Source organism: Rhodoferax sp. OV413 (assembly GCF_945881795.1).
Taxonomy (GTDB): Bacteria; Pseudomonadota; Gammaproteobacteria; order Burkholderiales; family Burkholderiaceae_C; genus Allorhodoferax.
Genome location: NZ_CAMCVG010000004.1, coordinates 1 through 23,960, shown reverse-complemented (window position 1 = coordinate 23,960; position 23,960 = coordinate 1). Strand labels below are relative to the sequence as shown.

The 23,960-nt window shown below is 62.5% G+C and carries 21 protein-coding genes, 1 pseudogene and 1 riboswitch; of the genes and pseudogenes, 14 read left to right on the top strand and 8 right to left on the bottom strand.

The window, feature by feature from the left end:
* Position 1: 1 nt before the first annotated feature.
* Genes nuoG through Q0O05_RS01010 form a run of 11 tightly spaced genes read left to right on the top strand, consistent with a single transcriptional unit; the run spans position 2 to position 11,188 of the window.
* Positions 2-2,125: an NADH-quinone oxidoreductase subunit NuoG gene (nuoG, locus tag Q0O05_RS01060; protein WP_293659944.1), complete on the top strand. Its 2,124-nt coding sequence runs from the start codon at positions 2-4 to the stop codon at positions 2,123-2,125.
* Positions 2,122-3,204: an NADH-quinone oxidoreductase subunit NuoH gene (nuoH, locus tag Q0O05_RS01055; RefSeq protein WP_293659942.1), complete on the top strand. Its 1,083-nt coding sequence runs from the start codon at positions 2,122-2,124 to the stop codon at positions 3,202-3,204. Before nuoG ends, nuoH begins: the two co-directional genes overlap by 4 nt.
* A gap of 11 nt (positions 3,205-3,215) precedes the next feature.
* Positions 3,216-3,737 (top strand): NADH-quinone oxidoreductase subunit NuoI, encoded by a 522-nt coding sequence (gene nuoI / locus Q0O05_RS01050; protein WP_293659941.1) that lies wholly within the window; start codon positions 3,216-3,218, stop codon positions 3,735-3,737.
* 25 nt (positions 3,738-3,762) lie between these two features.
* Entirely contained in the window at positions 3,763-4,401 is a 639-nt protein-coding gene (locus Q0O05_RS01045; protein WP_293659939.1) for an NADH-quinone oxidoreductase subunit J, read from the top strand.
* Positions 4,398-4,706 (top strand): NADH-quinone oxidoreductase subunit NuoK, encoded by a 309-nt coding sequence (nuoK, locus tag Q0O05_RS01040; protein WP_293659937.1) that lies wholly within the window; start codon positions 4,398-4,400, stop codon positions 4,704-4,706. Before Q0O05_RS01045 ends, nuoK begins: the two co-directional genes overlap by 4 nt.
* Before the next feature lie 4 nt (positions 4,707-4,710).
* Entirely contained in the window at positions 4,711-6,726 is a 2,016-nt protein-coding gene (nuoL, locus tag Q0O05_RS01035; protein WP_293659935.1) for an NADH-quinone oxidoreductase subunit L, read from the top strand.
* A 9-nt stretch (positions 6,727-6,735) separates the two neighbouring features.
* Complete coding sequence (locus tag Q0O05_RS01030) at positions 6,736-8,211, top strand: NADH-quinone oxidoreductase subunit M (protein ID WP_293659933.1); 1,476 nt, start codon at positions 6,736-6,738, stop codon at positions 8,209-8,211.
* Positions 8,212-8,235: 24 nt separating this feature from the next.
* Positions 8,236-9,726, top strand: coding sequence for an NADH-quinone oxidoreductase subunit NuoN (gene nuoN / locus Q0O05_RS01025; protein WP_293659931.1), 1,491 nt, complete (start codon positions 8,236-8,238; stop codon positions 9,724-9,726).
* 46 nt (positions 9,727-9,772) lie between these two features.
* The gene (locus Q0O05_RS01020) at positions 9,773-10,075 is read left to right on the top strand and encodes a DUF2818 family protein (RefSeq protein ID WP_293659929.1); all 303 of its coding nucleotides are present in this window, start codon (positions 9,773-9,775) and stop codon (positions 10,073-10,075) included.
* Positions 10,068-10,694, top strand: a complete 627-nt coding sequence (locus Q0O05_RS01015; RefSeq protein WP_293659927.1) for an NUDIX hydrolase — start codon at positions 10,068-10,070, stop codon at positions 10,692-10,694. Before Q0O05_RS01020 ends, Q0O05_RS01015 begins: the two co-directional genes overlap by 8 nt.
* Positions 10,691-11,188 (top strand): DUF1178 family protein, encoded by a 498-nt coding sequence (locus Q0O05_RS01010; RefSeq protein WP_293659925.1) that lies wholly within the window; start codon positions 10,691-10,693, stop codon positions 11,186-11,188. Before Q0O05_RS01015 ends, Q0O05_RS01010 begins: the two co-directional genes overlap by 4 nt.
* A gap of 38 nt (positions 11,189-11,226) precedes the next feature.
* Here Q0O05_RS01010 and Q0O05_RS01005 read toward each other — a convergent pair whose 3' ends face one another.
* From Q0O05_RS01005 to Q0O05_RS00985, 5 genes are all read right to left on the bottom strand, one after another.
* On the bottom strand, positions 11,227-11,631 hold the full coding sequence (locus Q0O05_RS01005; protein ID WP_293659923.1) for a hypothetical protein: 405 nt from the start codon (positions 11,629-11,631) through the stop codon (positions 11,227-11,229).
* A gap of 60 nt (positions 11,632-11,691) precedes the next feature.
* A complete protein-coding gene (locus tag Q0O05_RS01000) occupies positions 11,692-11,889 on the bottom strand; it encodes a hypothetical protein (RefSeq protein WP_293659921.1) in 198 nt (65 codons plus the stop codon).
* 108 nt (positions 11,890-11,997) lie between these two features.
* Positions 11,998-13,776, bottom strand: coding sequence for an ABC transporter transmembrane domain-containing protein (locus Q0O05_RS00995; protein ID WP_293659919.1), 1,779 nt, complete (start codon positions 13,774-13,776; stop codon positions 11,998-12,000).
* A gap of 76 nt (positions 13,777-13,852) precedes the next feature.
* Positions 13,853-15,001 carry a carotenoid 1,2-hydratase gene (locus Q0O05_RS00990; protein ID WP_293659917.1) on the bottom strand — a complete coding sequence of 383 codons (1,149 nt, stop codon included), beginning with the start codon at positions 14,999-15,001 and terminating at the stop codon, positions 13,853-13,855.
* Positions 14,998-17,646 carry an ABC transporter permease gene (locus Q0O05_RS00985; protein WP_293660002.1) on the bottom strand — a complete coding sequence of 883 codons (2,649 nt, stop codon included), beginning with the start codon at positions 17,644-17,646 and terminating at the stop codon, positions 14,998-15,000. Before Q0O05_RS00985 ends, Q0O05_RS00990 begins: the two co-directional genes overlap by 4 nt.
* Positions 17,647-17,809: 163 nt before the next feature.
* Positions 17,810-17,903: riboswitch (TPP riboswitch) on the top strand.
* 61 nt (positions 17,904-17,964) lie between these two features.
* Here Q0O05_RS00985 and Q0O05_RS00980 point away from each other — a divergent pair.
* From Q0O05_RS00980 to Q0O05_RS00970, 3 genes are read left to right on the top strand one after another with little or no spacing between them, the layout of a single operon-like run.
* Positions 17,965-19,014: a thiamine ABC transporter substrate-binding protein gene (locus Q0O05_RS00980; protein ID WP_293659915.1), complete on the top strand. Its 1,050-nt coding sequence runs from the start codon at positions 17,965-17,967 to the stop codon at positions 19,012-19,014.
* Between the two features lie 6 nt (positions 19,015-19,020).
* Positions 19,021-20,568: an ABC transporter permease subunit gene (locus tag Q0O05_RS00975; RefSeq protein ID WP_293659914.1), complete on the top strand. Its 1,548-nt coding sequence runs from the start codon at positions 19,021-19,023 to the stop codon at positions 20,566-20,568.
* Positions 20,561-21,220: an ABC transporter ATP-binding protein gene (locus Q0O05_RS00970; RefSeq protein WP_293659912.1), complete on the top strand. Its 660-nt coding sequence runs from the start codon at positions 20,561-20,563 to the stop codon at positions 21,218-21,220. Before Q0O05_RS00975 ends, Q0O05_RS00970 begins: the two co-directional genes overlap by 8 nt.
* Before the next feature lie 28 nt (positions 21,221-21,248).
* Here Q0O05_RS00970 and Q0O05_RS00965 read toward each other — a convergent pair whose 3' ends face one another.
* The 3 genes and pseudogenes from Q0O05_RS00965 to Q0O05_RS00955 all read right to left on the bottom strand — a co-directional run.
* Positions 21,249-21,944 (bottom strand): ABC transporter ATP-binding protein, encoded by a 696-nt coding sequence (locus Q0O05_RS00965; protein WP_293659910.1) that lies wholly within the window; start codon positions 21,942-21,944, stop codon positions 21,249-21,251.
* The gene (gene miaA, locus Q0O05_RS00960) at positions 21,941-22,921 is read right to left on the bottom strand and encodes a tRNA (adenosine(37)-N6)-dimethylallyltransferase MiaA (protein ID WP_293659908.1); all 981 of its coding nucleotides are present in this window, start codon (positions 22,919-22,921) and stop codon (positions 21,941-21,943) included. The genes Q0O05_RS00965 and miaA overlap by 4 nt, the downstream gene beginning before the upstream one ends.
* Positions 22,918-23,960, bottom strand: a pseudogene (locus Q0O05_RS00955) (hypothetical protein); the annotation flags it as partial. The gene miaA and the pseudogene Q0O05_RS00955, both read right to left, overlap by 4 nt.

The window sequence follows — 23,960 nt, the reverse complement described above, 5'->3', positions numbered from 1 at the left end:
GATGATTGAAATCGAACTCGACGGCAAAAAAGTAGAGATCGCCGAAGGCAGCATGGTGATGCACGCGGCAGACAAGGCCGGCACCTACATTCCTCATTTCTGCTACCACAAGAAGCTGAGCATCGCCGCCAACTGCCGTATGTGCTTGGTGGATGTTGAGAAAATGCCCAAGCCCATGCCGGCTTGCGCGACCCCCGTGACCAACGGAATGATCGTTCGCACCAAGAGCGACAAGGCGATCAAGGCTCAAAAGTCGGTGATGGAGTTCCTGTTGATCAATCACCCCTTGGATTGCCCGATCTGCGACCAGGGCGGCGAGTGCCAGTTGCAGGACCTGGCGGTTGGCTATGGCGGATCTGCATCCCGCTATGACGAAGAGAAGCGGGTCGTTTTCCACAAAGATGTGGGCCCCCTCATTTCCATGGAAGAAATGAGCCGTTGCATCCACTGCACCCGTTGCGTGCGCTTCGGTCAAGAGGTTGCAGGCGTGATGGAACTCGGTATGTCGCATCGCGGTGAGCATGCGGAAATCGAGACCTTCATCGGTCAGAGCGTGGACTCGGAACTGTCCGGCAACATGATCGACATCTGTCCCGTCGGCGCGTTGACCAGCAAGCCATTCCGGTACAGTGCCCGCACTTGGGAACTATCGCGTCGCAAGTCGGTCAGTCCCCATGATTCCACTGGAACGAATCTGATTGTCCAGGTCAAGAACAACCAAGTTCAGCGGGTCGTCCCTCTTGAAAACGAAGACGTCAACGAGTGCTGGATCGCAGACCGCGACCGTTTCTCCTACGAGTCCCTGAACAGCAACGAGCGCTTGACCTCGCCTATGCTCAAACAAGGCGGCGAATGGAAAACAGTCGATTGGCAAACCGCGCTAGAGTACGTTGCCAACGGCCTGAAACAAATCAAAGCCAACCACGGTGCCAATTCCATCGGTGCGTTGGTCAGCCCCCACAGCACACTTGAAGAACTGCATCTTGCCAAGGGCCTGATGGATGGATTGGGTTCAGGAAGCATCGATTTCCGTCTGCGCCATGCGGAGTTCGCTTCTTCCGTCAATGTTCCCTACCTCGGTACCACTATTGCATCGCTGAGTTCCTTGCAACGTGTGTTGGTTGTCGGTTCCAACCTTCGTAAAGATCACCCACTGTTTGCGCAACGCATCCGGCAGGCCACCAAGGCGGGCGCGAAAGTTCATGCTCTGGTGGATGTCGTCCAGGACTGGGCCTTGCCAGTGGCCAGCATTCAGTTGGTGGAATCTGCAGTGTGGGTGCAAGCGATGGCCGATATCGCTGCCGCCGTTTCAGAGTTGACTGGAGTACAAGCACCCGCCGCCGGGACGGCGACCGATGCAGCCAAGGTGGTAGCGCAGTCGCTCATGACCGCAGAGCGAAAGGCCGTGTTGCTGGGGAGTGCCGCAGCCCACCACGCCAAAGCTTCCAGCATCGCCACCTTGGCGGCTTGGATTGCGGGACAAACCGGCGCATCCGTCGGATACCTGACCGAGGCTGCCAACACGGTGGGCGCCCACGCGGTTGGCGCATTGCCAACGGATGGCGGGTTTCACGCCGGCCAAATGTTGTCCGGTTCCTTGAAGGCCGCTGTGCTGCTGAACGTCGAGCCGGAATTTGATTCGGCGGTTGGCGCTCACGCCAAGCAAGGCTTGATGGCGGCCGAAATGGTGGTCACCCTCAGCCCGTTCAAAGCCAATATGGCCTTCAGTGATGTTCTGTTGCCAATTGCGCCCTTCACCGAAACATCCGGCTCATTTGCCAACGCAGAAGGGCGTGTGCAGAGTTTCCATGCGGTCGTGAGGCCTCTGGGCGAGACCCGCCCGGCGTGGAAGGTGTTGCGGGTGTTAGCTAATTTGCTCGGCATTCCGAGCATGGCTTTTGATTCGAGCCAGGAAGTGCTGGCGAGTCTGTATAGCTTGGGCATCAGTTCAACGGAAGTTGCCTCTGACCGGCTGGGAAGCAACACCGGCGCACTGATTGACTTGTCGCCCGCGACAGTGCGTCCGGCGGTGGCCAGCATTTACCAACTTGATAGTTTGGTGCGCCGGTCGACGTCCTTGCAGTTAACGGCGGATGCCAGAGCCGCTCATGAGGTGGCCGCATGATCGACGCTATCTACAACAATGGCCTCGGTCTGTTTTCAGCGCCAGTTTGGGCGTCCCTTTTCTGGCCGGTGATCTGGACACTCCTGAAGATCATGGCAGTGGTTTTGCCCCTGATGGCGGCTGTGGCTTATTTGACCCTCTGGGAACGTAAATTGCTCGGCTGGATGCAGGTGCGCCTGGGTCCGAATCGTGTGGGTCCATGGGGCATGTTGCAGCCGATTGCAGATGCCTTGAAGCTGCTGACCAAGGAAATTTTGGTCCCCACTGCGGCGAACAAAGGTTTGTTTTTTGTTGGTCCGATTTTGACCATCATGCCGGCCTTGGCCGCCTGGGCGGTTGTGCCTTTCGGCCCCGACGTGGCCTTGGCCAACATCAATGCCGGCCTGTTGTTCGTGATGGCAATCACCTCCATGGAGGTCTACGGTGTGGTGATTGCGGGCTGGGCTTCCAACTCCAAATATGCCTTTTTGGGTGCCTTGCGCGCCTCCGCCCAAATGGTGAGTTACGAAATCGCCATGGGCTTCTGTTTGGTGATTGTGCTCATGGTGTCCTCGAGCATGAATCTCACTGACATCGTGGCTGTCCAGGCGGTCGGACAGTTTGCCGACATGGGCTTGAATTTCCTGTCCTGGAACTGGTTGCCGTTGCTTCCAGTGTTTGTGGTTTACATCATCTCCGGCTTGGCTGAAACCAATCGACACCCCTTTGACGTGGTGGAAGGCGAGGCCGAAATCGTTGCCGGACACATGGTCGAGTACTCCGGTATGTCGTACGCCATGTTCTATCTGGCTGAATACGCCAACATGTGGCTCATCGCCATTCTGGCCGCGATTATGTTCCTGGGCGGCTGGCTCTCGCCCTTTGACCACGCCTTGGTCAACTGGATTCCCGGCTGGATTTGGCTGGGGCTGAAGACCTTCTTGATTGTGAGTCTCTTCATTTGGGTTCGCGCTACCTTCCCACGCTTCCGTTACGACCAGATCATGCGTTTGGGCTGGAAGGTGTTTATCCCCGTGACTTTGTTTTGGCTATTGGTGGTCGGTTTGTGGATGCAAACGCCTCTGAACATCTGGAAGTGAGAGTCACCGAAATGTCTACATCATCTACAGCGCGCCCGACTTCTGCCTTTTCCATCAAGGATTTTTTGTACAGCTTCCTGCTTGTGGAGTTGTTCAAGGGGCTTGCTTTGACCGGCCGCTATTTGTTCCGCCGCAAGGTAACTGTGCAGTTCCCCGAAGAAAAAACTCCGCTGTCTCCACGTTTCCGTGGCTTGCATGCGCTGCGTCGTTATGACAACGGCGAAGAACGTTGTATCGCCTGCAAGTTGTGTGAAGCCGTCTGCCCCGCCATGGCTATCACGATCGAGTCCGATGTTCGGGACGACGGTTCGCGCCGCACGACCCGGTACGACATCGACTTGACCAAGTGCATCTTTTGCGGTTTTTGCGAAGAGAGCTGCCCGGTGGACTCGATTGTGGAAACGCACATCCTTGAGTACCACGGCGAAAAGCGCGGTGATTTGTATTTCACCAAGGAAATGCTGCTGGCCGTCGGGGACCGCTACGAGTCCGAGATTGCGGCGAACAAGCAGGCCGACGCCAAATACCGATGACTTGCCGCAAGAAAGCCCTTGAATCATGAATGTAACGACCGGCCTGTTTTACGTCATTTCGGCGGTACTGCTGTTCGCAGCGTTTCGCGTCATCACGGCCCGTAACCCTGTCCATGCCGCCCTGTATCTTGTTCTCACCTTCTTTCAGGGCGCGATGATCTGGATGCTGCTCAAGGCAGAGTTCCTCTCCATCATCCTGGTGTTGGTTTATGTGGGGGCGGTGATGGTGCTGTTCCTCTTTGTGGTGATGATGATGGACGTCAACGTCGAGAACTTGCGTGCCGGTTTCTGGAAGCATTTTCCCTTGGCGGCCGTCGTCGGCGTGGTCATTGCCCTTGAAATGGCCGCGGTACTGATGGGTGGTTTCCGTGTGGCGGAGGACCCGCAGGCGCTAGCCAATGCTGCTGAATCTAACAACACGAAAGAGCTAGGCAAGCTCTTGTTCACCAAGTACCTGGTCCAGCTGGAGGTGGCTGCTGCGATTCTGCTGGTGGCCATGATTGCCGCGATTGCACTCACCCTGCGGGCGCGCAAAGACAGCAAATATGTGTCGCCCGCTGACCAAGTGCGTGTGCGGTCCGCTGATCGTATGACCGTCGTCAAGATGGATGTGACCCAGGCAGCCGTTGCGCCTGCTGTGGAGAGTTCGGAGCCAAAACCATGACATTGACCCTCGGGCATTTTCTTTCACTCGGCGCGATGCTTTTCGCACTATCAGTGGTCGGTATCTTTCTTAATCGCCGCAATTTGATTGTTTTGTTGATGGCGATCGAGCTGATGCTGCTAGCGGTGAACACTAACTTCGTTGCTTTTTCGCACTACCTTCAAGACATGCATGGGCAAATTTTTGTCTTTTTCATCTTGACCGTGGCGGCTGCGGAATCGGCCATTGGCCTTGCGATTCTGGTTTTATTGTTCCGCAACAAAACTAGTATCAGCGTGGATGAGCTCAACACATTGAAGGGTTAATCGAATGAGTCAGACCCTTTCTGCTTCGATGCTGCTAGCCGTGCCACTTGCGCCTCTGGCCGGCGCAGTTCTCGCCGGTGTTTTCGGTACAAAGTTCGGCGGCAACTGGATCGGTCGCAGAGTCAGCCACAGCGCCACTATCCTGGGCGTGTTCATCGCCTTTGTTCTGTCGGTGATCACGCTTGACGCGGTCGTCAACGACGGCGCCCGCTTCAATGAAACCATCTACACCTGGATGGTCGTGGGTGGCCTCAAGATGGAGGTGGGCTTCCTTATTGACTCGCTCACCGCCATGATGATGTGCGTTGTGACCTTTGTGTCCTTGATGGTGCACCTCTATACCGTGGGCTACATGGAAGAGGACGAGGGCTACAACCGGTTCTTCTCCTACATCTCTCTGTTCACCTTCTCTATGTTGATGCTGGTGATGAGCAACAACCTGCTGCAGTTGTTCTTCGGCTGGGAGGCGGTGGGTCTGGTGTCGTACTTATTGATTGGCTTCTGGTTCAACAAGCCGACAGCTATCTTCGCCAACATGAAGGCCTTTCTGGTCAACCGCGTGGGTGACTTTGGTTTCATCCTTGGAATCGGCTTGATTGCGGCCTACACCGGCAGCCTCAACTACACCGAAATCTTCGCAAAGTCGTCTGACCTGTCTGCCTTGCTATTCCCCGGCACTGACTGGATGCTGGTCACGGTGATCTGCATCTGCCTTTTCATCGGGGCCATGGGCAAGTCGGCTCAGTTTCCATTGCATGTGTGGTTGCCGGATTCGATGGAGGGCCCCACACCCATCTCCGCGCTGATCCACGCAGCAACGATGGTGACGGCAGGCATCTTCATGGTGACCCGCATGTCTCCCTTGTTCGAGCTGAGCGATACAGCGTTGAACTTTATTCTGGTGATCGGCTCCATCACTGCGCTGTTCATGGGCTTTCTGGGCATTATTCAGAACGACATCAAGCGCGTGGTCGCCTATTCCACGCTGTCGCAGTTGGGCTACATGACAGTGGCGCTGGGCGTATCGGCTTACTCTGTGGCGGTGTTTCATTTGATGACGCATGCCTTTTTCAAGGCCTTGCTGTTCCTCGGTGCCGGTTCGGTGATCATGGGTGTTCACCACAACCAGGACATCCGCTGGATGGGCGGACTGCGCAAGTACATGCCCATCACCTGGATCACATCGCTGCTCGGCTCTCTGGCCTTGATCGGCACGCCATTCTTCTCAGGCTTTTATTCCAAGGACAGCATTATTGAAGCGGTGCATGCGAGCACGCTTCCGGCTGCCGGCTTTGCGAATTTCGCTGTCTTGGCCGGGGTGTTCGTGACCGCGTTCTACTCCTTCCGCATGTATTTCCTGGTCTTCCACGGCAAAGAGCGGTTTGATCAGAACCCCGACGCGCACCACGACGACCATGGCCATGACAGCCACCACGACGACCATCCCCATGAATCGCCTTGGGTGGTGTGGGTGCCACTGGTGCTATTGGCCATTCCATCGGTGCTGATTGGTTACTTCACCATCGGGCCGATGCTGCACGGCGACTTTTTCAAAGATGCCATCTTTGTGAATCACACCCTGCACCCCGCGATGAAAGAGCTGTCCGCCGAGTTCCACGGCGCGGCCGCCATGGCGATGCATTCCCTGTCCACGCTGCCGCTTTGGCTGGCCATTGGCGGTGTGCTTACATCTTATGTTTTTTACATTCTGTATCCCGCCATTCCTGCAGCCATTCAGCGTGTTTTGCAGCCCATCCACACCTTGCTGGAAAACAAGTATTACCTTGACTGGATCAATGAAAACGTTCTGGCTCGCGGGGCACGCATGCTGGGTCTCGGTCTTTGGAAGTTCGGCGACCAGACACTGATTGACGGTGCGGTGGTGAATGGTTCCTGGCGCCTGGTGGGCATGGTCTCTCGCTTGGTGCGCAAAGCCCAGTCTGGTTATCTGTACCACTATGCGTTGGTCATGATTCTGGGCGTCTTTGTGTTGATGACTTATTTCGTCTGGCTCAAGTAGGAGTAAAAAATGGGTTTATTGAGCCTTGCTATCTGGGTCCCCATCGCCTTCGGTGCTGTGCTGCTCGCTTTGGGGCGCGATGAGCAGGCGACCGCCGTGCGCTGGGTGGCGCTCATTGGTGCCATCGTTAGCTTGTTGGTGACGCTGCCGCTCTATGGCCAGTTCGACAACACCACAGCGGCGATGCAGTTTGTGGAAAACATGCCTTGGATTGAGCGCTTCAACGTCAGTTATCACCTCGGTGTGGATGGCATTTCGTTCTGGTTTGTGTTGCTGACTGCCTTCATGACGGTCATCGTGATCATTGCCGGATGGGAAGTCATTACCCATCGCGTAAATCAGTACATGGGAGCTTTCCTTATCCTGAGCGGCCTGATGATCGGTGTGTTTTCTGCACTCGATGGCATGCTGTTTTATGTGTTTTTCGAGGCTACGTTGATCCCGATGTACCTCATCATCGGTATCTGGGGCGGCCCTAACAAAATTTACGCTGCGTTCAAATTTTTCCTCTACACGCTGCTGGGCTCGCTGCTCATGCTCATCGCACTTATTTACCTGTACACCCAGTCCGGTGGCAGCTTCGATCTGGCCCTATGGCATGCCATGCCCCTGGGGCAGACAGCGCAGACATTGTTGTTTTTCGCCTTCTTTGCAGCCTTTGCGGTCAAGGTGCCCATGTGGCCAGTGCACACCTGGTTGCCCGACGTACACGTGGAAGCGCCAACCGGCGGTTCTGCCGTGCTGGCTGCCATCATGCTGAAGTTGGGGGCTTACGGTTTCCTGCGCTTCTCGCTGCCCATCGCTCCTGATGCCGCCCAGGCCTGGGGTGGTTTTATGGTGGCCCTTTCTTTGGTGGCGGTCGTGTACGTGGGCCTGGTGGCTATGGTGCAGCAGGACATGAAAAAACTGGTGGCCTACTCCTCGGTCGCCCACATGGGCTTCGTGACACTCGGCTTCTTTATCTTCAATGATCTGGGTGTCTCGGGCGGCCTGGTGCAGATGATTGCTCACGGATTTGTTTCCGCGGGGATGTTCCTGTCCATCGGCGTTTTGTATGACCGTGTCCACTCGCGCGAAATCTCAAGCTATGGCGGCGTTGTCAACACCATGCCTAAGTTCGCGGCCTTCGCTTTGTTGTTTGCAATGGCGAACTGCGGCTTGCCCGGAACTGCCGGCTTTGTGGGTGAGTGGATGGTGATCCTGGGCGCAGTGAAATTCAACTTCTGGATCGGCTTTGCTGCGGCCAGCGCCTTGATTTTTGGCGCAGCCTACACCCTGTGGATGTTCAAGCGCGTCTACCTCGGCCCGGTTACAAACCAACAGGTGAAAGAACTGACCGATATCAATGCCCGTGAATTCCTGATGCTCGGGCTGCTGGCCGCCGCCGTGTTGGCTATGGGCCTGTATCCCAAGCCGTTTACCGACGTGATGGATGTGTCTGTGGCTCAGCTCCTCAAGCACGTGGCCATTTCCAAATTGAACTGATCACACTGAATTGAGAGACGAATGATGATTGACACAATCAGTTGGATCACGGTCTTCCCTGAGATCGTATTGATGGTGATGGCCTGCGCCATTCTGTTGATCGATCTGGGAGTGAAGTCGCCCTTGCGCAACCTCACCTACGTTTTGACCATGCTCACGCTCGCCGTGGTGGCCGCCCTGCAAGCGAATTGGGCCATGGCGGGGGCCACTTACTATGGTTTCGGCAATATGGTCGTCAGCGACGCCATGGGCAATTGGCTCAAGTGCTTTGCAACCGTTGCGGTCATGGTGTCCTTGGTGTACGCGCGGCCCTATGCCGGTCACCGCGACATGATGCGGGGCGGAGAGTTGTTCACCCTGAACATGTTCTCGCTCCTAGGTATGTTCATCATGATTTCGTCGAACAACCTCTTGCTCACCTACATGGGGCTTGAGTTGTTGACGCTGGCTGCTTATGCCCTGGTTGCTCTGCGTCGCGACCATGTGGCTGCCACCGAAGCTGCGATGAAGTATTTTGTGTTGGGCGCTATGGCCTCCGGTTTCCTGCTCTACGGCATGTCCATGATGTACGGCGCCACCGGCACGCTCGACATTACCCAGCTGTTTAACGCCATCTCCAGCGGGCAAATCCGGCTGGATGTGTTGGTGTTCGGTCTGGTCTTCATCGTTGCAGGCCTGGCTTTCAAATTGGGCGTGGTGCCTTTCCATATGTGGGTACCAGATGTCTACCAGGGTGCGCCCACTGCCGTGACGCTGATGATCGGCGGCGCACCGAAGCTTGCCGCATTCGCCATATGCATCCGGCTGCTGGTGGAAGGCATGCGCCCCCTCGCAGTCGACTGGCAACAGATGTTGATGGTGCTCTCGATCGGTTCGCTGCTGATTGGCAACCTCGCCGCGATTGCGCAAACCAACATCAAGCGCATGCTGGCTTTCTCCACCATTTCACAAATGGGCTTTGTGCTGTTGGGACTGATGTCCGGCGTGGTCAATGGCGACGCGGTGACCTTTGCCGCTAATGCCTACAGCTCAGCCATGTTCTACGTCATCACCTATGTGTTGACGACGCTGGCAACGTTCGGTGTGATTTTGCTGCTGTCGCGCGAAGGCTTTGAGAGCGAAGAAATTTCCGACTTTGCAGGCCTGAATCAGCGCAGCCCGCTCTATGCCGCGGTGATGGCAGTCTGCGCCTTCTCGTTGGCCGGCATTCCGCCGATGGTAGGCTTCTATGCGAAGCTGTCGGTGCTGCAGGCCTTGGTGGTCTCGGGTCAGCCCGTCTACCTGGGCATGGCGCTGTTTGCCGTGCTGATGTCCTTGATTGGTGCGTTTTACTATTTGCGCCTGGTCAAGGTGATGTACTTTGATGAGCCCATCACCGCCACGACCGTCAGCGCCCCCGCAGACGTGCGCGTAGTGCTGTCGATCAACGGCGCCCTGGTGCTGATTCTGGGTCTGGCTCCCGGCAGCTTGATGGCGCTGTGCGCGTCTTCGGTGCGCCAGATGCTGGGCACTTGATGGTGGCCCGACGCGCCACACCATCTCACCTGATCTCGTAGAAAACATGACCGGGCCTACTTTATCCGTGCTTGTTCTGTTGCTGGCGGCGTTGGCGGCGGCCAACTTCCCTTTTGTAACGCAGCGACTCTTCGGCCTGTTTGGGCAGCGGGGTAAGTCGCTGGGATTGCGCCTTCTGGAGCTGTTGGTGCTGTACCTGCTGGTGGGTGGATGCGGCCTGTTGCTTGAGAAAAATGCAGGTCAGATTGCTCCCCAGGGCTGGGAGTTCTACGCTGTTACCGCGACCCTGTTCTTGACCTTTGCTTTCCCGGGCTTTGTCTACCGCTACCTCTTAAAGCACCATGACTGACCCGGGCGCCGATGCCCATTTGCGCGAAACCTGTGTTTCCAGCGAAGAGTTAGCAAGAGGAAGTTTCCTTAAAGTTCTCTGCGACACAGTGGCTTTGCCTGACGGCGGCACGGCGACCCGCGAGTACGTGGTGCACCCCGGCGCAGTCATGGTGGTGCCCCTTATCGAGGAGCCTGGTGAGCCGCTCAGGGTGGTGCTGGAGCGGCAGTTCAGGTATCCGGTAGCGCAAGTGATGGTCGAGTTTCCTGCGGGGAAACTCGACTCCGGTGAAGGCACGCAATTCTGCGCCCAGCGCGAGCTGCGGGAAGAAACCGGCTACCAAGCCAGTGGGTGGGTCCGGGCTGGCGTCATTCATCCCGTCATTGCCTATTCCACCGAGTTTATTGACGTCTGGTTCGCGCGCGGCCTGACTGCCGGCCCTCAACAACTCGATCGGGGAGAGTTCCTCGAAGTCTTCACCGCCACGGCCGAAGAGGTGGTGGCCTGGTGTTTGCAGGGACGTATCACCGACGCCAAGACGGTGGCGGCAGCGCTCTGGCTGCAGAGCTACATGGCTGGTAACTGGACGCCCGCATGGGGCCCTGCGGTCGAGCTATTCGTGGAACCTGCGTCAGAATGAAGGTCCTGGATCTGCGCTGTGAAGCTGGCCACACATTTGAAGGCTGGTTCGCCTCGGAGGACGACTTTGTATCCCAGTGCGAGCGGGCTTTGGTGCAATGCCCCGTCTGCGGCGATGCCCATGTCCATAAAAAGCTGAGCGCCCCGCGTCTGAATCTGTCTGGCGCTTTGCCACCCCGCCTGCCGGACACGGCACCTGCAACTTCTGCGTCCGGGAGCCCCGCAGTGGAGGCTGCCCAACTGCCGGCGGCAAGTACCGAGCTGCAGCTCGCTCTACAGCAGGCCTGGGAGCGGATTGCCAAAACGGTGCTGGCTAATACCGTGGACGTGGGCGACCGTTTTGCCGAAGAAGCCCGCCGCATCCATTACGGCGAAGCAGAAAACCGCGGCATCCGCGGGCGCACCACGCTCACAGAAGCACGGGATCTTGTCGAAGAGGGCATAGACCTTATGCCCCTGGCACTCCCAGAGCATCTCAAAGGTCCGCTGCAGTAGTCTGCGGAGAGTGTCAGCTGTGGTCCGGACTGCGCGCCTCAAGCAGTGAGGTCGACGATGCGGCCGGTGGCTTGACCCAGCGTGTTGATGAACGGGCGGGCGTTCAGGCTCGACTTCAGCGCATTACCGGTGGCTGCAAACTTGGCGGATGTTGCTGCGTACATGCGCAACAAAAATTCCTGCGTGGCCGGCGCCACCGCCGAGCGATGGGCGCGCAGCTGGCTGATGTAGGTGGTGTCAATCAGCGCACTGTAGGTCGCGCTGCTGCGCAGCCTGTCACGCTTGTCCTGCAAGTATTGTTCCGCATGGTCGGTTTCTTCCTGGGCGCTCGCCATCTCGCCGCGCGCGTCGTCAGCCTGGCGGCGGGTCCGATCCAGACGCGCGCTGTTAAACGCCGATTGGAGCGTTGTTGTGGCGGTGTTGGTAGCCGTGATGGTGACCATGGCGGGATGTGAAGCGGTTCGGGCGCGAAAGGCGTGGGAAGAAAATCCGTGCGCGGACGTTCAGGCGCTCACGTTCAGGCGTGAGCCGATGACCTGGTTCTGGCCATTCACCACCGGTTTAGGTTCCGATGCCTTGCCCGTTTCGGCCTTCTTTTCCTTGAAAGCCTCGTCCATCTTGGACTCTTTGTTCGCCGGCTTGTTGCGCTGCGGTGCTTGGAGCTCTTGGGTGAGCGGTTTCTGGCTGCGGGAAACTTCCATCGGTGCCTCCTGAATCTGTTGAACAGATTTTAGGTTGCAAAAGAGGGGTTTTTACCCCGCTTATCGTAGGTTTGCCCTAAAGTTTTGCCGACGTTTGCCGACGCAAAGTTAGGCGTTGAACTGCAGCGCAGCCAGCCCCGCGTATACGCCGCCACGCGCAACCAGCTCAGCGTGGGTGCCTTGCTCCACCAGAGCGCCCCGGTCCAGCACCACAATCAAATCAGCCTTTTGCACCGTAGCCAGGCGGTGGGCGATGACCAGCGTTGTACGGTCGCGCATGGCGCTTTCCAGCGCTGCCTGCACCATGCGCTCGCTCTCGGCGTCGAGCGCGCTGGTGGCTTCGTCCAGCAGCAACAGCGGAGGGTTCTTGAGCATCGCGCGGGCGATGGCGATGCGCTGGCGCTGCCCGCCGGAGAGGCGCACGCCCCGTTCGCCCAAAAATGTGTTGTAACCCTCCGGCAGCGCCTCAATGAAGTCGTGGGCAAATGCGGCGCGCGCCGCAGCCATCACCTCGGCGTCGCTGGCCTCGGGCTTGCCATAGCGGATGTTGTCGATGGCGCTACTTGAGAAAATTACCGCGTCCTGCGGGACGATGCCCACCCGTTGGCGCAGGGCGTAGAGCGATTGTTGGCGGGTGCTCACCCCGTCGAGCGTGATGCTGCCGCTTTGCGCGTCGTAATAGCGCAGCAGCAACTGAAACACCGTGCTCTTGCCCGCACCGCTGGGCCCCACGATGGCCACGGTTTGCCCGGCCAGCACCTTGAGGCTGAAATTTTGCAGCGCAGGCTGCTTGGGGCGGGAAGGGTAGTGGAAGCTGATTGCTTCAAATTCAATAGCGCTTCCCGCAACAGGAATGGGCGCTGCGACCGGATTGGAGGGTGAAGTGATGGGAGACTGCGTGCCCAGCAACTCCATCAGGCGCTCGGTAGCACCGGCGGCGCGCAGCAAGTCGCCATACACCTCGCCCAACACCGCAAAAGCCCCCGCGAGGATGATCACGTAGAGCACCGTTTGTCCCAGGTGCCCGGCGCTCACGCGGCCTTCCGACACCGCCTGTGTGCCCTGATACAAGCCCCACAGCAAGGCCGCCGAGGTGGCAATGATGATGAACGCCACCAGCACCGAGCGCATCAGGCTTCGCTTGGCGGCGGTGGCAAAGGCGTTGTCGGTCGAGGTCACGAAGCGCTGCGTCTCGCGCCCCTCTGCGGTATAGCTTTGCACCACCGGAATCGCGTTCAGCACCTCGGCCGCAATCGCGCTCGAATCCGCCACCCGGTCTTGCGATGCGCGCGACAGCTTGCGCACCCGCCGGCCGAACCACAAGCTCGGCAGCACAATCAGCGCCAGCCCGACCAGCACCTGCAGCATCATCACCGGGTTGGTCCACACCAGCACGCCCAGCGCGCCAGCGCCCATTACCGCGTTGCGCAGGCCCATAGAAAGAGACGAACCCACCACGGTTTGCACCAGAGTCGTATCGGCCGAAAGGCGCGAAAGCACCTCGCCAGTTTGGGTGGTCTCAAAAAACTCGGGGCTTTGCTGCAACACATGGCTGTACACCGCATTGCGCAGGTCGGCGGTGACCCGCTCGCCCAGCCAGCTCACCATATAAAACCGCGCCGCAGACGACAGCCCCAACGCCACCGCCACCGCAAACAAAGCCGCAAAATGATCGCGCAGTGCCATCATCTGCGCCCCCTTGTCCGATTGCACCAGTCCGCCGTCAATCAAACTGCGCAGCGCCAGCGGAAAAGCCAGCGTAGCCGCCGCCGCCAGCACCAGAAACACCAACGCCAATCCAATACGCCCGCGGTAAGGCCGCAAAAACGGCAGCAGCCCGCTCAGCGACTTCGGGTTGGTGGATTTAGGACGGTCGGAGGTTGTCATGTGGGGGCGGTGTGGATGGCGTGAGGGCCTGTAAGTATGGACTACGCGCCCCCTAGCACGACTCGCAACCTCTGCCTCACATCTGCAACGCCCCCGCATACCCCGTCATCTCCAGATACCCGCGGCCCACCAGGCGGTTGTTGCTGTCCCAGACTTCGCACAGGCCTTCCCAGTAGATGGCGCCGGTGGAGTTGCGGCTATCGAGTTCCTGGTTGTCGAGCATGGCTTTCACGGTGTAGAAGTCGGCCGGGGTGCGCACCATCCATTCGACCGGATAGCTGGCTCTGCTGAGCGGGCTGGTCCAGCGGCGCAGGGGCTTGAAGACCACTTCGCCGCGGCTGAAGATGTAGGGGCGATTTTTCCCGGCAACGGCACCGTCGCCCGCGCCCGCGCCACCGCTGCGGAAAGAGCCGCCATCCCAGAGAGCAGCGCCGGTTTTGTCGCGTAGTTGAAATGCGGTGAGCGCGCTGCCATCGAACAGGTTGATGCCGATCCAGTCCCAGCCCACCGCCTGCGGATGCAGCATTTCCTGGCTCCATTCATGGTCCAGCCAGGCGGTGCTGCCGCTCTGTAGGGCGAGCGTTTTGCCTTGCAGCGCAATGCTGCCGATCACCCGCAGTTGCGGCAGGCTGTAGTAATAGCTGGCCTGCTTTTCTTCCGGTCCCTTGCGCGAGAGGCCGTCCGCTCCTTGGAGCAAAACGGGTTGGCTGGCCTGCAGCCGCAAGTCCAGCGTGAAGCCTGCGCCGGTAATCTGCGCGCGCAAGTCGGGCCCTTCGCGCAGGAGGCGCCAGTCGCGCAGGGTGATGGCGGTATCGGTGCTGCTCGCGGATGCGAGGTCGGCCGGGTTGCGGCCCGGCGCTTCGCCGGACCAGCGGGAAATTCGCTGGTCGTGCCAGAGTTTTTTGCCGTCCACATCCGTGGCCGCTGCATGGGCAAAAAGCAACTGCCGCGCTGCCAGGCGCGACTGCATGCCCTGGGTAGACGCAATCCGGCTGCGAAAAAACGTCACCTGAAACCCCAGCATCTGCGCGGCCCCACCGGCACCGGTCGCTCCGGGCACAAGGGCACAGCCCGTGACATACCACCACTCGGTCTGGAAGTCGTTGTGGCTACCCGCGTCGCGCGGAAATTGAAGGGTGGTGCGCGCAAGCCCATGCGCCGGCGGAAAGGCCGCAGCCAGGGCGGGCGCGAGCAGCAGCTGGCGGCGATTCAGGGCCCGAATCACCAATCCTCCTTCACCGCCATCACCGCATCCCGCCCGGCGGCAGCGCGGCCGGCGATCCAGGCGGTGAGCGTGCCTGCGGCAATGACGGCGGCGCCCAATGCGGCCAAGCGGCCCCAGGGCAGGGCGAGCTCCATCGTCCAGTGAAAGCTCTGCGGGTTCACCACATGCACCAGCACCACTGACACCGCCAGCCCCAGCGCGATGCCGGCGAGTGCGCCCAGCGTGGTCCAGGCTGCGCCTTCCAGCGCGACCACCCGCAAAATCTGCCGCCGGGTGAGCCCCAGGTGCACCAGCAGGCCGAATTCCTTGCGCCGCGCCAGCACCTGCGCGCTAAAGCTGGCCGCCACCCCGAACAGCCCGATGGCAATGGCCACCGCCTGCAGCCAGTAAGTCACGGCAAAGCTGCGGTCAAAAATCTTGAGGCTGACGGCTCGAATCTCGCGCGCCGAGCCAAACTCCAGCAGCCGCCCCGCCTCGCCGCCGGGCGTGCCGGCCAGGCGGTCCGCCAACGCGCGCATCTGGTCTTGCAGAGTGGCTACGTTGCTTCCTTCGGCCTCCCCGGTCCCCCGTTCGGCCAGCCAGAAGGCCATGTCGTTGACCCGCGAGTCTTCGCGCAGGCGCTCAAAGTCCGACTGGTCGATGGTGATGGCGCCGCCTTGGCGGCCATAGTCGCGCCATACGCCTGCTACAAAAAATGAAGCGTTCTGCGCAATATCGGCGGGGCTTAGAGGCTTATTTGGCACCAAAACACGGCCCAGCGCCTCAAACGGCTGGCCCACCCGCGCGCCATACAAGTCCACTACCGCCTCGCTCACATACACCGCCACGCTGCCCGCGGGCGCCGGTACCGCGTCGCCCACCAGCGGCACCGTGAGCCGCCCGTCGGGGTCGCGCAGCGGGCGGGCAATCAAAGCCACCGCAGGCTTGGCCGCGTCGAGCGAGAGGCTGACAACCCGCTGCGTGCTTGCGCGCGCCACACCGGGGAGCTTCGCGGCTTCCAGCACAAAGGCGGGGTCGAGGTAGGCGCTGTCTTGGGCGCTGCCGGCCCCGGTGCGCAGATACAGATCCGCCGGCAGCACCTGGTCCAGCCACTCCATGACCGAGCCGCGAAAACTAGCCACCATCACCGTCAGCGCGACCGCCAGGCTCAGCGCCGCCACCACGCCGCTCACCGCCACGGCCGCGCTCTGGCGCACGCGGCGGGCCCGCTCCACCGCCAGCAGCGGCAGCAGGCTGCGCCCCAGCCAGGGCGCCACCCGGTCCAGCACCGCGCCCACCAGCGCCGGTAGGCTCATGATGCCGCCCAGCAACAAGGCCGCCACGCTGAAATAAGCCGCCAGCGGCATGTCCCATACCGGCGGCATCAGGGCCAGCAGCAGCCCGCCCAGCAGCAGGCAAGCCCCCATGCTCAGCTGAACACTGCCGCTCCCGGCCTGCCCCAGGCCCTTGAGCGTTTGCGCCGGCGGCAGTTTTTCTGCGAGGCGGGCAGGCCCCCATGCCCCCAAAAGCGCCGCCGCCGTGCCCAGCGCCCCGAAAACCAGCGCGGCCCAGGCGCTCCACTGCAGGGCCGGCGCTGCGCCGCTGAAGTAACCGCCGCCTAAATCGCCGCCCAACAGCCGCAGCGCCAGCGCGGCCAGGCCGGTTCCCAACAGCAGGCCCAGCACACTGCCGAATACTCCCAGCCCTGCGGCCTCACACAGCACCAGCTGCATGCGCTGGCGCCCGGTCAGGCCGAGCACCGCCAGCAAAGCAAACTGCTGCGCGCGCCTTGACACGCTCAGCGCCAGCACCGAAAACACCAAAAACCCGCCGGTAAACAAAGCCACCAACGCCAGCACCGTGAGGTTGACCCGGTAGGCCCTCGACAGGTTGCTGATGCGCGCCACCGCGTCACCCGGCTCGCGCAGCGTCGCACCGGCGGGCCAGTCGGCCGCAGTTTGCAGTCGCTGCTGCAATGCCTGGCGGTCCACGCCCGGGCGCAGCCGCAGGTCGACTCGGGTGATGCGCTCGCCCAAGCCAAACAGGTCCTGCGCGGCCGCAATGTCCATCACCGCCAGCGCGGCTCCGCCGGCAGATATCGACCCCGCCACCCGCACGCGGAGCAGCGACAGCCCGTTTTGCAGTAGCAGGCGCTCTCCGCTCTGGCCCCCGCCCAGGGCCTGGCGGGCCAGCGGGTTCAGGAAGACCGCATCCGGCGCAAACATGGCCAGCCGCTCGCGCTGGCGCGTGTCGTCGGGCGGCGCGGCCTGTATAGGCATCAGGTCGGGCGCCAGCAGCGCCACCTGCAGCGGGTCTATGCCCAGCACCCGCAGGAGGACGCGCTTTTCGCCGGGGGGGGCGTCCGGCCGTGCGTAGGTGTTCAGCTCGAGCACCGGCGCGGCCAGCGCAACCTCCGCATCGCGCTGCAGGCGGCCCCACAGCGCCAGCGGCACGGCGTCATTGCTGTTGGCCATGCGCAGTTCCAGGTCCGGCTGACCGCCCACCGACCGCACCGCCTGCGAGAACTCGTCCAGCGCCGAGGCGTTAATCAGGTGCACCGAAAACGCCAGCGCCACTCCCAACATCACCGACACCACCGCCGCCGCATTGCGCCACGGGTGCTGGCGCAGCTCTTGCCACGAAAAGCTGCGAAGCAGCGCCCACAGCGGTGATGCACCAAAGCGGCGGGCGCCTTCGCTGTTGGCGTGTTCGCTGCTGGAGTATTCGCGGCGGGGGGCAGAGGAGGTGTCGTCAGACATGGCGCGATTGTGCGGTCTTCGGCGGGCAGGGCCGGGCTGGGAACCGCCGGTCGGGTGTGCTCTACAATCCGCGCTCCACCGGGGGTGTCCGTGACAGGACTGAGAAATACCCCATTCACCTGATCTGGGTCATGCCAGCGTAGGGAGTGTGAGAAGCCTGTTATCCCCCCGGGGTGCCGGCTTTTGATGCTGCCGCCGCTGGCGCATTGAAAGAAGGAGCGCACCATGCCACACGGGATTTTTTCCAAACTCAAGACTGCTGCCGTCGCCACCCTGCTGGGCGCCGGTGTTGCCACCGCCCCCATCGCGGCGCAGCCGGCCACGCCCGAACTCCGGGTGCTGACCCACAGCGCCTTCGTCGTGCCCAAGCCGCTGCTCAAGCAGTTTGAAAAAGAGAACGGCGTGAAGCTGCGCATCGTCAAGGCCGGCGACGCCGGTGAAATGCTCAACAAGCTCATCCTGACCAAGGCCAACCCGATTGCCGATGTGGTGTTTGGCATCGACAACGCTCTTGCCCCCAAGGCGCTGGCCGCTGACGTGCTCGACAGCACCGGCGCTGCCGCCGCCGGCCGCGAGCCCCTGGCCGATTTGCCCGCGCCGCTGGTGCCGGTGGACTACGGCTACGTGACCCTGAATGTGGACAAGGCCTGGTTCGCCAAGAAAGGCCTCGCCCCGCCGGCTTCGCTGGAGGACCTGACCCAGAGCGCCTACGCCAAGCTGCTGGTCGTGCAAAACCCCGCCACCAGCAGCCCGGGCTACGCCTTCCTGCTCTCCACCATCGCCACCCTGGGCGAGGACAAGGCGTTTGAGTTCTGGGGCAAGCTGCGCGCCAATGGGGTGAAGGTTTCCAAAGGCTGGACCGAGGCCTACTACACCGACTTCAGCCGCAACGGCGGCAAATACCCCATCGTGGTGAGCTACGCCAGCAGCCCCGCCGCTGAGCTGTTCTACAGCAAGACCAAGCTGTCCGAGCCGCCCACCGCGTCCTTGAGCCTGGCGGGTGCGGTGTTCCGCCAGGTCGAAGGCGTGGCTGTGGTGAAGGGCGGCAAGCAGCGCGCTGCGGCCGATAAGTTTGTGGATTTCATGCGCTCGGGTCCCGTTCAGGCCGGCCTGCAAACCGAGATGTGGATGTTCCCCGCCGAGGCGGGCGTGGCCAAGTCTGATGCGTTCCGGTTCGCCCCCGAGCCTGCCGCCTTTAGCGCCCCCGCAGACGCCGACATCGCCGCCAAAGGGGCAGACTGGCTGGCCCGCTGGACCAAGGTGGTGCTGAAGTAAGCACCCGTGCGCCAGACCCGCACAGAACGCTGGACGCTGGCGGCCCTGCCGCTGGGGTTTCTGGTGCTCATGCTGCTGGCGCCAGCGCTGCGCCTGATCGTGGAAGGCGGCGCGCAAGCCTGGGAGGGCGGGGGCGCAGCCGGCTTCTGGGCCCCGTGGCATGACGCTTACCTGCGGGGGCGCTTGCTGTGGTCGCTGGGGCAGGCTGCGGTGACCTGCGGTGTCACGCTGCTGCTGGGCTTGCCGATGGCCTGGGTGCTGGCGCGGTGGGAGTTTGCAGGGCGAAGGCTCTTGCTGCGCGGGCTGATGCTGCCCTTTGTGGTGCCCACGCTGGTAGCTGCGCTGGGCGTGCTCACGCTCTGGGGGAATGCGCTGCAGGGCACGCCCTGGCTGCTGCTGTACGGCAATCTCTTCTTTAACTTGTGCGTGGTGGTGCGCGCGGGGGTAGACGGCCTTGGCAGCGTCAGCGCAGCCCGGGTGGCCGCGGCCCGCAGCCTCGGTGCCACGCCGTGGCGCGCCTTCTGGCGGGTGGAGTGGCCGGCGCTGGCGCCGTGGATGGCGTCTGCCCTGTGTCTGGTGTTTTTGTATTGCTTCTCAGGCTTCGGTCTGGCCCTGGTGCTGGGCGGACAGGACTACGCCACCGCTGAAGTCGAGGTCTACACCCTGGTCGCGCACGAGCTGCAGCTGGGGCAGGCCGGCGTGCTGTCGGTCTGGATGCTGGCCCTCACCGCGCTGGTGGCCTGGGGCTATGCCGCTGCCGAGCGCCGCCTGGCCGGCCCCGCCCGCGCCGACCGGCTGCCGCGCCGCCGCCCGCAGGGTGCGCTGCAGTGGGCGGCGGTGTTGGCGATGGTGCTAGTTTGGATGCTTATTTGTGCCGCACCGCTGGTGGCTATTGCGCTAGGCGCTATAGATTCAGGAGCGGATGCGCTGAACGTGTTGACCGATGAGGATACTTTGCTCGCCCTCTACAATACCGCCCGCTTCACCTTTCTGGCCCTGCTGCTGGCGAGCGCCCTGGGCCTGGCGCACGCGCTGGCGGCGCGGCATCTGATGTGGCTGCGCACGCTGGTGTTTTTGCCGTTCATCGTCTCGCCGGTCATGGTGGCTTTCGGGCTGCTGCTCCTGTACCCGCAGGCCAGCGCCAGCATGGAGTTGCTGGTGGCAGCTTACGCGCTGTTGGCCTACCCGTTCGTGGCCAAGTCGCTGGCGGCGCGCCTCGATGGCCTGCCCGCCCACTACACCGAGGCCGCGCGCAGCCTGGGCGCCGGCCCGTGGCGCTGCTTTTTCCGGGTCACGCTGCCGCTGCTGGCGCCCGCGCTGCGGCGCGGCATGGCCTTCGCGGCGGCCACTGCGGTGGGCGAATTTGCGGTCAGCCTGTTCCTTTCGCGCCCCGAATGGCTGACCCTCAGCACCCTGATCTACCAGTACCTGGGCAAGCCCGGTGCGGCTAACCTGGCCGCTGCGCAGCTGCTGGCCTGCGTGCTGATGGCGCTGGCTCTGCTGGCCTTTGTGCTGATTGAATGGCCCACCGACGAGGACGCGCCCCATGCTTGAATTCATCCACATCTCCAAACACTGGACGCCGCCTGCCGGAGCCCCCCAGCCGCTGCTGCGAGACGTGTCGGTGGCGGTGGACGCGGGGGAAACCGTGGCCCTGCTCGGGCCCAGCGGCAGCGGCAAGAGCACTTTGCTGCGCATTGCCGCGGGTCTGGAGCCGGCGGACGCCGGCACGGTGCGCATGGACGGCCAGGACATCTCGGCCCTGCCGCCCGAGCGGCGCGGCTTTGCGCTCATGTTCCAAGACTTTGCCTTGTTTCCGCACCTGGACGTGCAAGACAACGTGGCCTTCGGGCTGGTCGAGCAGCGCCTGCCGCGCGCCGCCGCCCGCGCCCGGGCCGCCGACATGCTGGCCCGGTTTGGTCTTGCGGCCTATGCCCGCTCCAGGGTCTGGCAGCTCTCAGGCGGCGAGCAGCAGCGCGTCGCCCTGGCCCGCGCCCTGATCACGCGGCCGCGGGCGCTGCTGCTGGATGAGCCCTTCTCTGCGCTGGACGCCGATCTGCGCCTGCAGCTGCGCGACGAATTCAAAGCCCACATCGCCGAACACCGAATGGCCACCCTCTGGGTCACCCACGACGAAACTGAAGCCCGCGCCGTGGCCCTGCGCGGCTTCCGGCTGGTGGAGGGGGTGCTGCGGCAGCTGTGGTAGCGGGCCGCAGACAGAGGCAGCGGCCTCCTTAAGCCGCCGCAAACATCCCGTCGCTGCGCAGGTGCAGCACGCGGTCGGCGCGCTCGGTGGCGGCCAGCGAGTGGGTCACCAGCACCAGCGCGCTACCGTGCTCGCGGGTTTGGTCCACCAGCGCCTGCATCACTTTGGCGGCGGTTTGGGGGTCGAGGTTGCCGGTGGGCTCGTCGGCCAGCAGCAGGGCAGGCTGGTGCACCAGCGCGCGGGCAATCGCCACCCGCTGGAGCTGCCCGCCGCTGAGCTGGTGCGGCAGCCGCCCGCCCAGTCCGCCCAGTCCCACCGCCACCAGCAGTTGCTGCACCCGTTCGGGCTCGTTGCGGCCCAGAAGCAGCAGGGGCAGGCCTACGTTTTGCGCCACATCCAGGTGCGGCAGCACATGAAACGCCTGAAACACAAAGCCCACCTTCTCGCGCCGCAGCAGCGCTCGCTGGTCGTCGCTCAGGGCGCCTACCTCGTGTCCTGCCAGCCAGACCCGGCCGCTGTCCCACTGGTCCAGGCCGGCCATGCAGTTGAGCAGGGTCGATTTGCCTACGCCCGATTCGCCCACGATGGCCACAAATTCGCCCGGCGCCACATCCAGCGTGACCCCGGCGAACACCGGCGTTGCGCCGTAATGCTTGCACAAAGATTCGATGCGCAGGGTGGCAGGCAAGGCAGCGTTTGGCGAGGTCGGACCGGGGCGGGTCATGGTGTTGCCTTGGTGGCGAGGGCGCTGCGCACCGCGCGCAGCAGGGTGTCAAGCGCGCCGGGCGCGTCGCAGGCCACCACCTGGCGCTGCGGCATGGATCGCAGCCAGGTGATCTGGCGCTTGGCGAGCTGGCGGGTGGCAAAAATGCCTTTGTCGCGCATCTCCGCCATGGGCGAGATGCCGCTCAATGCCTCCCAGGCCTGCCGGTAGCCCACGCAGCGCATGCTGGGCACATCGGGGTGCAGGTCGCCACGGGCCATGAGGGTGCGGACCTCATCCAGAAAGCCGCCTTGCAGCATCAGATCGAACCGGCGGGCAATGCGCTCGTGCAGCCAGGCGCGGTCCTCAGGCTCGAGGGAGAAAAGCAGGTATTGGCCCGCTGCGTCTGCGCCGGAAGCTACGTTTTTCGTAGCACTTTGCTGCGCATGAAAGTGCGACAGCGGGAGGCCCGAGACGCGGTACACCTCTAAAGCCCGCTGAATCCGCTGGCTGTCGGCAGGCGCCAGGCGCGCCGCAGTCACCGGATCCACCACGGCCAGCTGCGCATGCATAGCGGGCCAGCCAAGCGCTGCCGCCTCGGCCTCCAGCGCGGCGCGCACCGCGGGGCTGGCGGCGGGCATGTCGTCGAGCCCGTCAAACAGCGCCTTGAAATACAGCATGGTGCCGCCCACCAGCAGGGGCAGTTTGCCGCGGCTGCGGATGTCGGCCATCAGCGTGCAGGCGTCTTTGGCGAACTCGGCGGCGCTGTAGGTGTCCAGCGGGTCGCGGATGTTGATGAGATGGTGCCGCACAGCGGCCAGCTCGTGCGGCTCGGGCTTGGCGGTGCCAATGTCCATGCCGCGGTAGACCAGCGCCGAGTCCACGCTGATGATCTCGGCGCCGTGCTCGGCTGCAATGGCCATGGCGGCGGCAGTCTTGCCCGCAGCGGTGGGGCCGGCCAGGCACAGGGCGGCGGGCGCAGGCGGCATTTGGCTCATCGACCGCGCAGGAACAGCGCGTCCAGCTCTTTGATGCTGAGTTGGCGCCAGGTCGGGCGGCCGTGGTTGCATTGGTCACTGCGCTCGGTGTCTTCCATGTCACGCAGCAGGGCGTTCATCTCTTCCACGGTCAGTCTGCGGTTGGCGCGCACCGCGCCGTGGCAGGCCATGGTGCCCAAAATCTCGTTGTGTGCGCGCTGTATGACGGTGCTGGCGTCGTGCTGGGCCAACTCTGCCAGCACGCTTCGGGCCAGCTCGACCGCGTCGCCCTGTGCGAGCGTGGTGGGCACCGCGCGCACCGCCAGCGTTTTGGGCGAGAAGGGGGTAATTTCAAGGCCCAGGGTGTTCAGGGTGGCGGTGTGGGCCTCGGCGGTGGCGACTTCGTCGGGGGTGGCGGCGAAGGTGGCGGGGATGAGCAGCGGCTGGCTGGCCAGGGGGTGCGCCGAGCCGTCGGGCGCGGTGAGGGTGAGCTGGCGCTTGAGCCGCTCGTAGACGATGCGCTCGTGGGCGGCGTGCATGTCCACGATCACCAGGCCGTGGGCGTTTTCGGCCAGGATGTAGATGCCTTGTAGCTGGGCTACTGCTCTGCCGAGGGGCCATGCTTGGGCGTTGTCTTCTGGGCGGTGAATGCTGGTCGGCTGCGGACTCTGCTCCGTGTCCTCCGCCCGCTGTGCGGGCTCCCCCTTCACCTGCGCAGAGTCCACAGCCGCCCAGCCTTTATGGCTTTCGGTGCGTTGCCAGAGTGTGCTGATGTCGTTCACGCGGTGGCCTATCAGGCCCTCTTCTGCTGCAAATTTGATAGCTGGTTGCGCACTGTACATGGGCGCTACCGGCATATTTGGCACATAAACACCGGGCTGGGCAAGCAATGAAGGCGCCTGCGCTTGCCCTTGAGCTGCACTGTCGGCAGACGCGGCCCGGGGGGCGGCCAGCGTGTCTTCGACCGCGTGGCGCACGGCCTGGTGTACCTCCCGGCTATCGCGAAAACGCACCTCGATTTTGGTGGGGTGGACGTTCACATCCACCCGCGAGGGGTCCA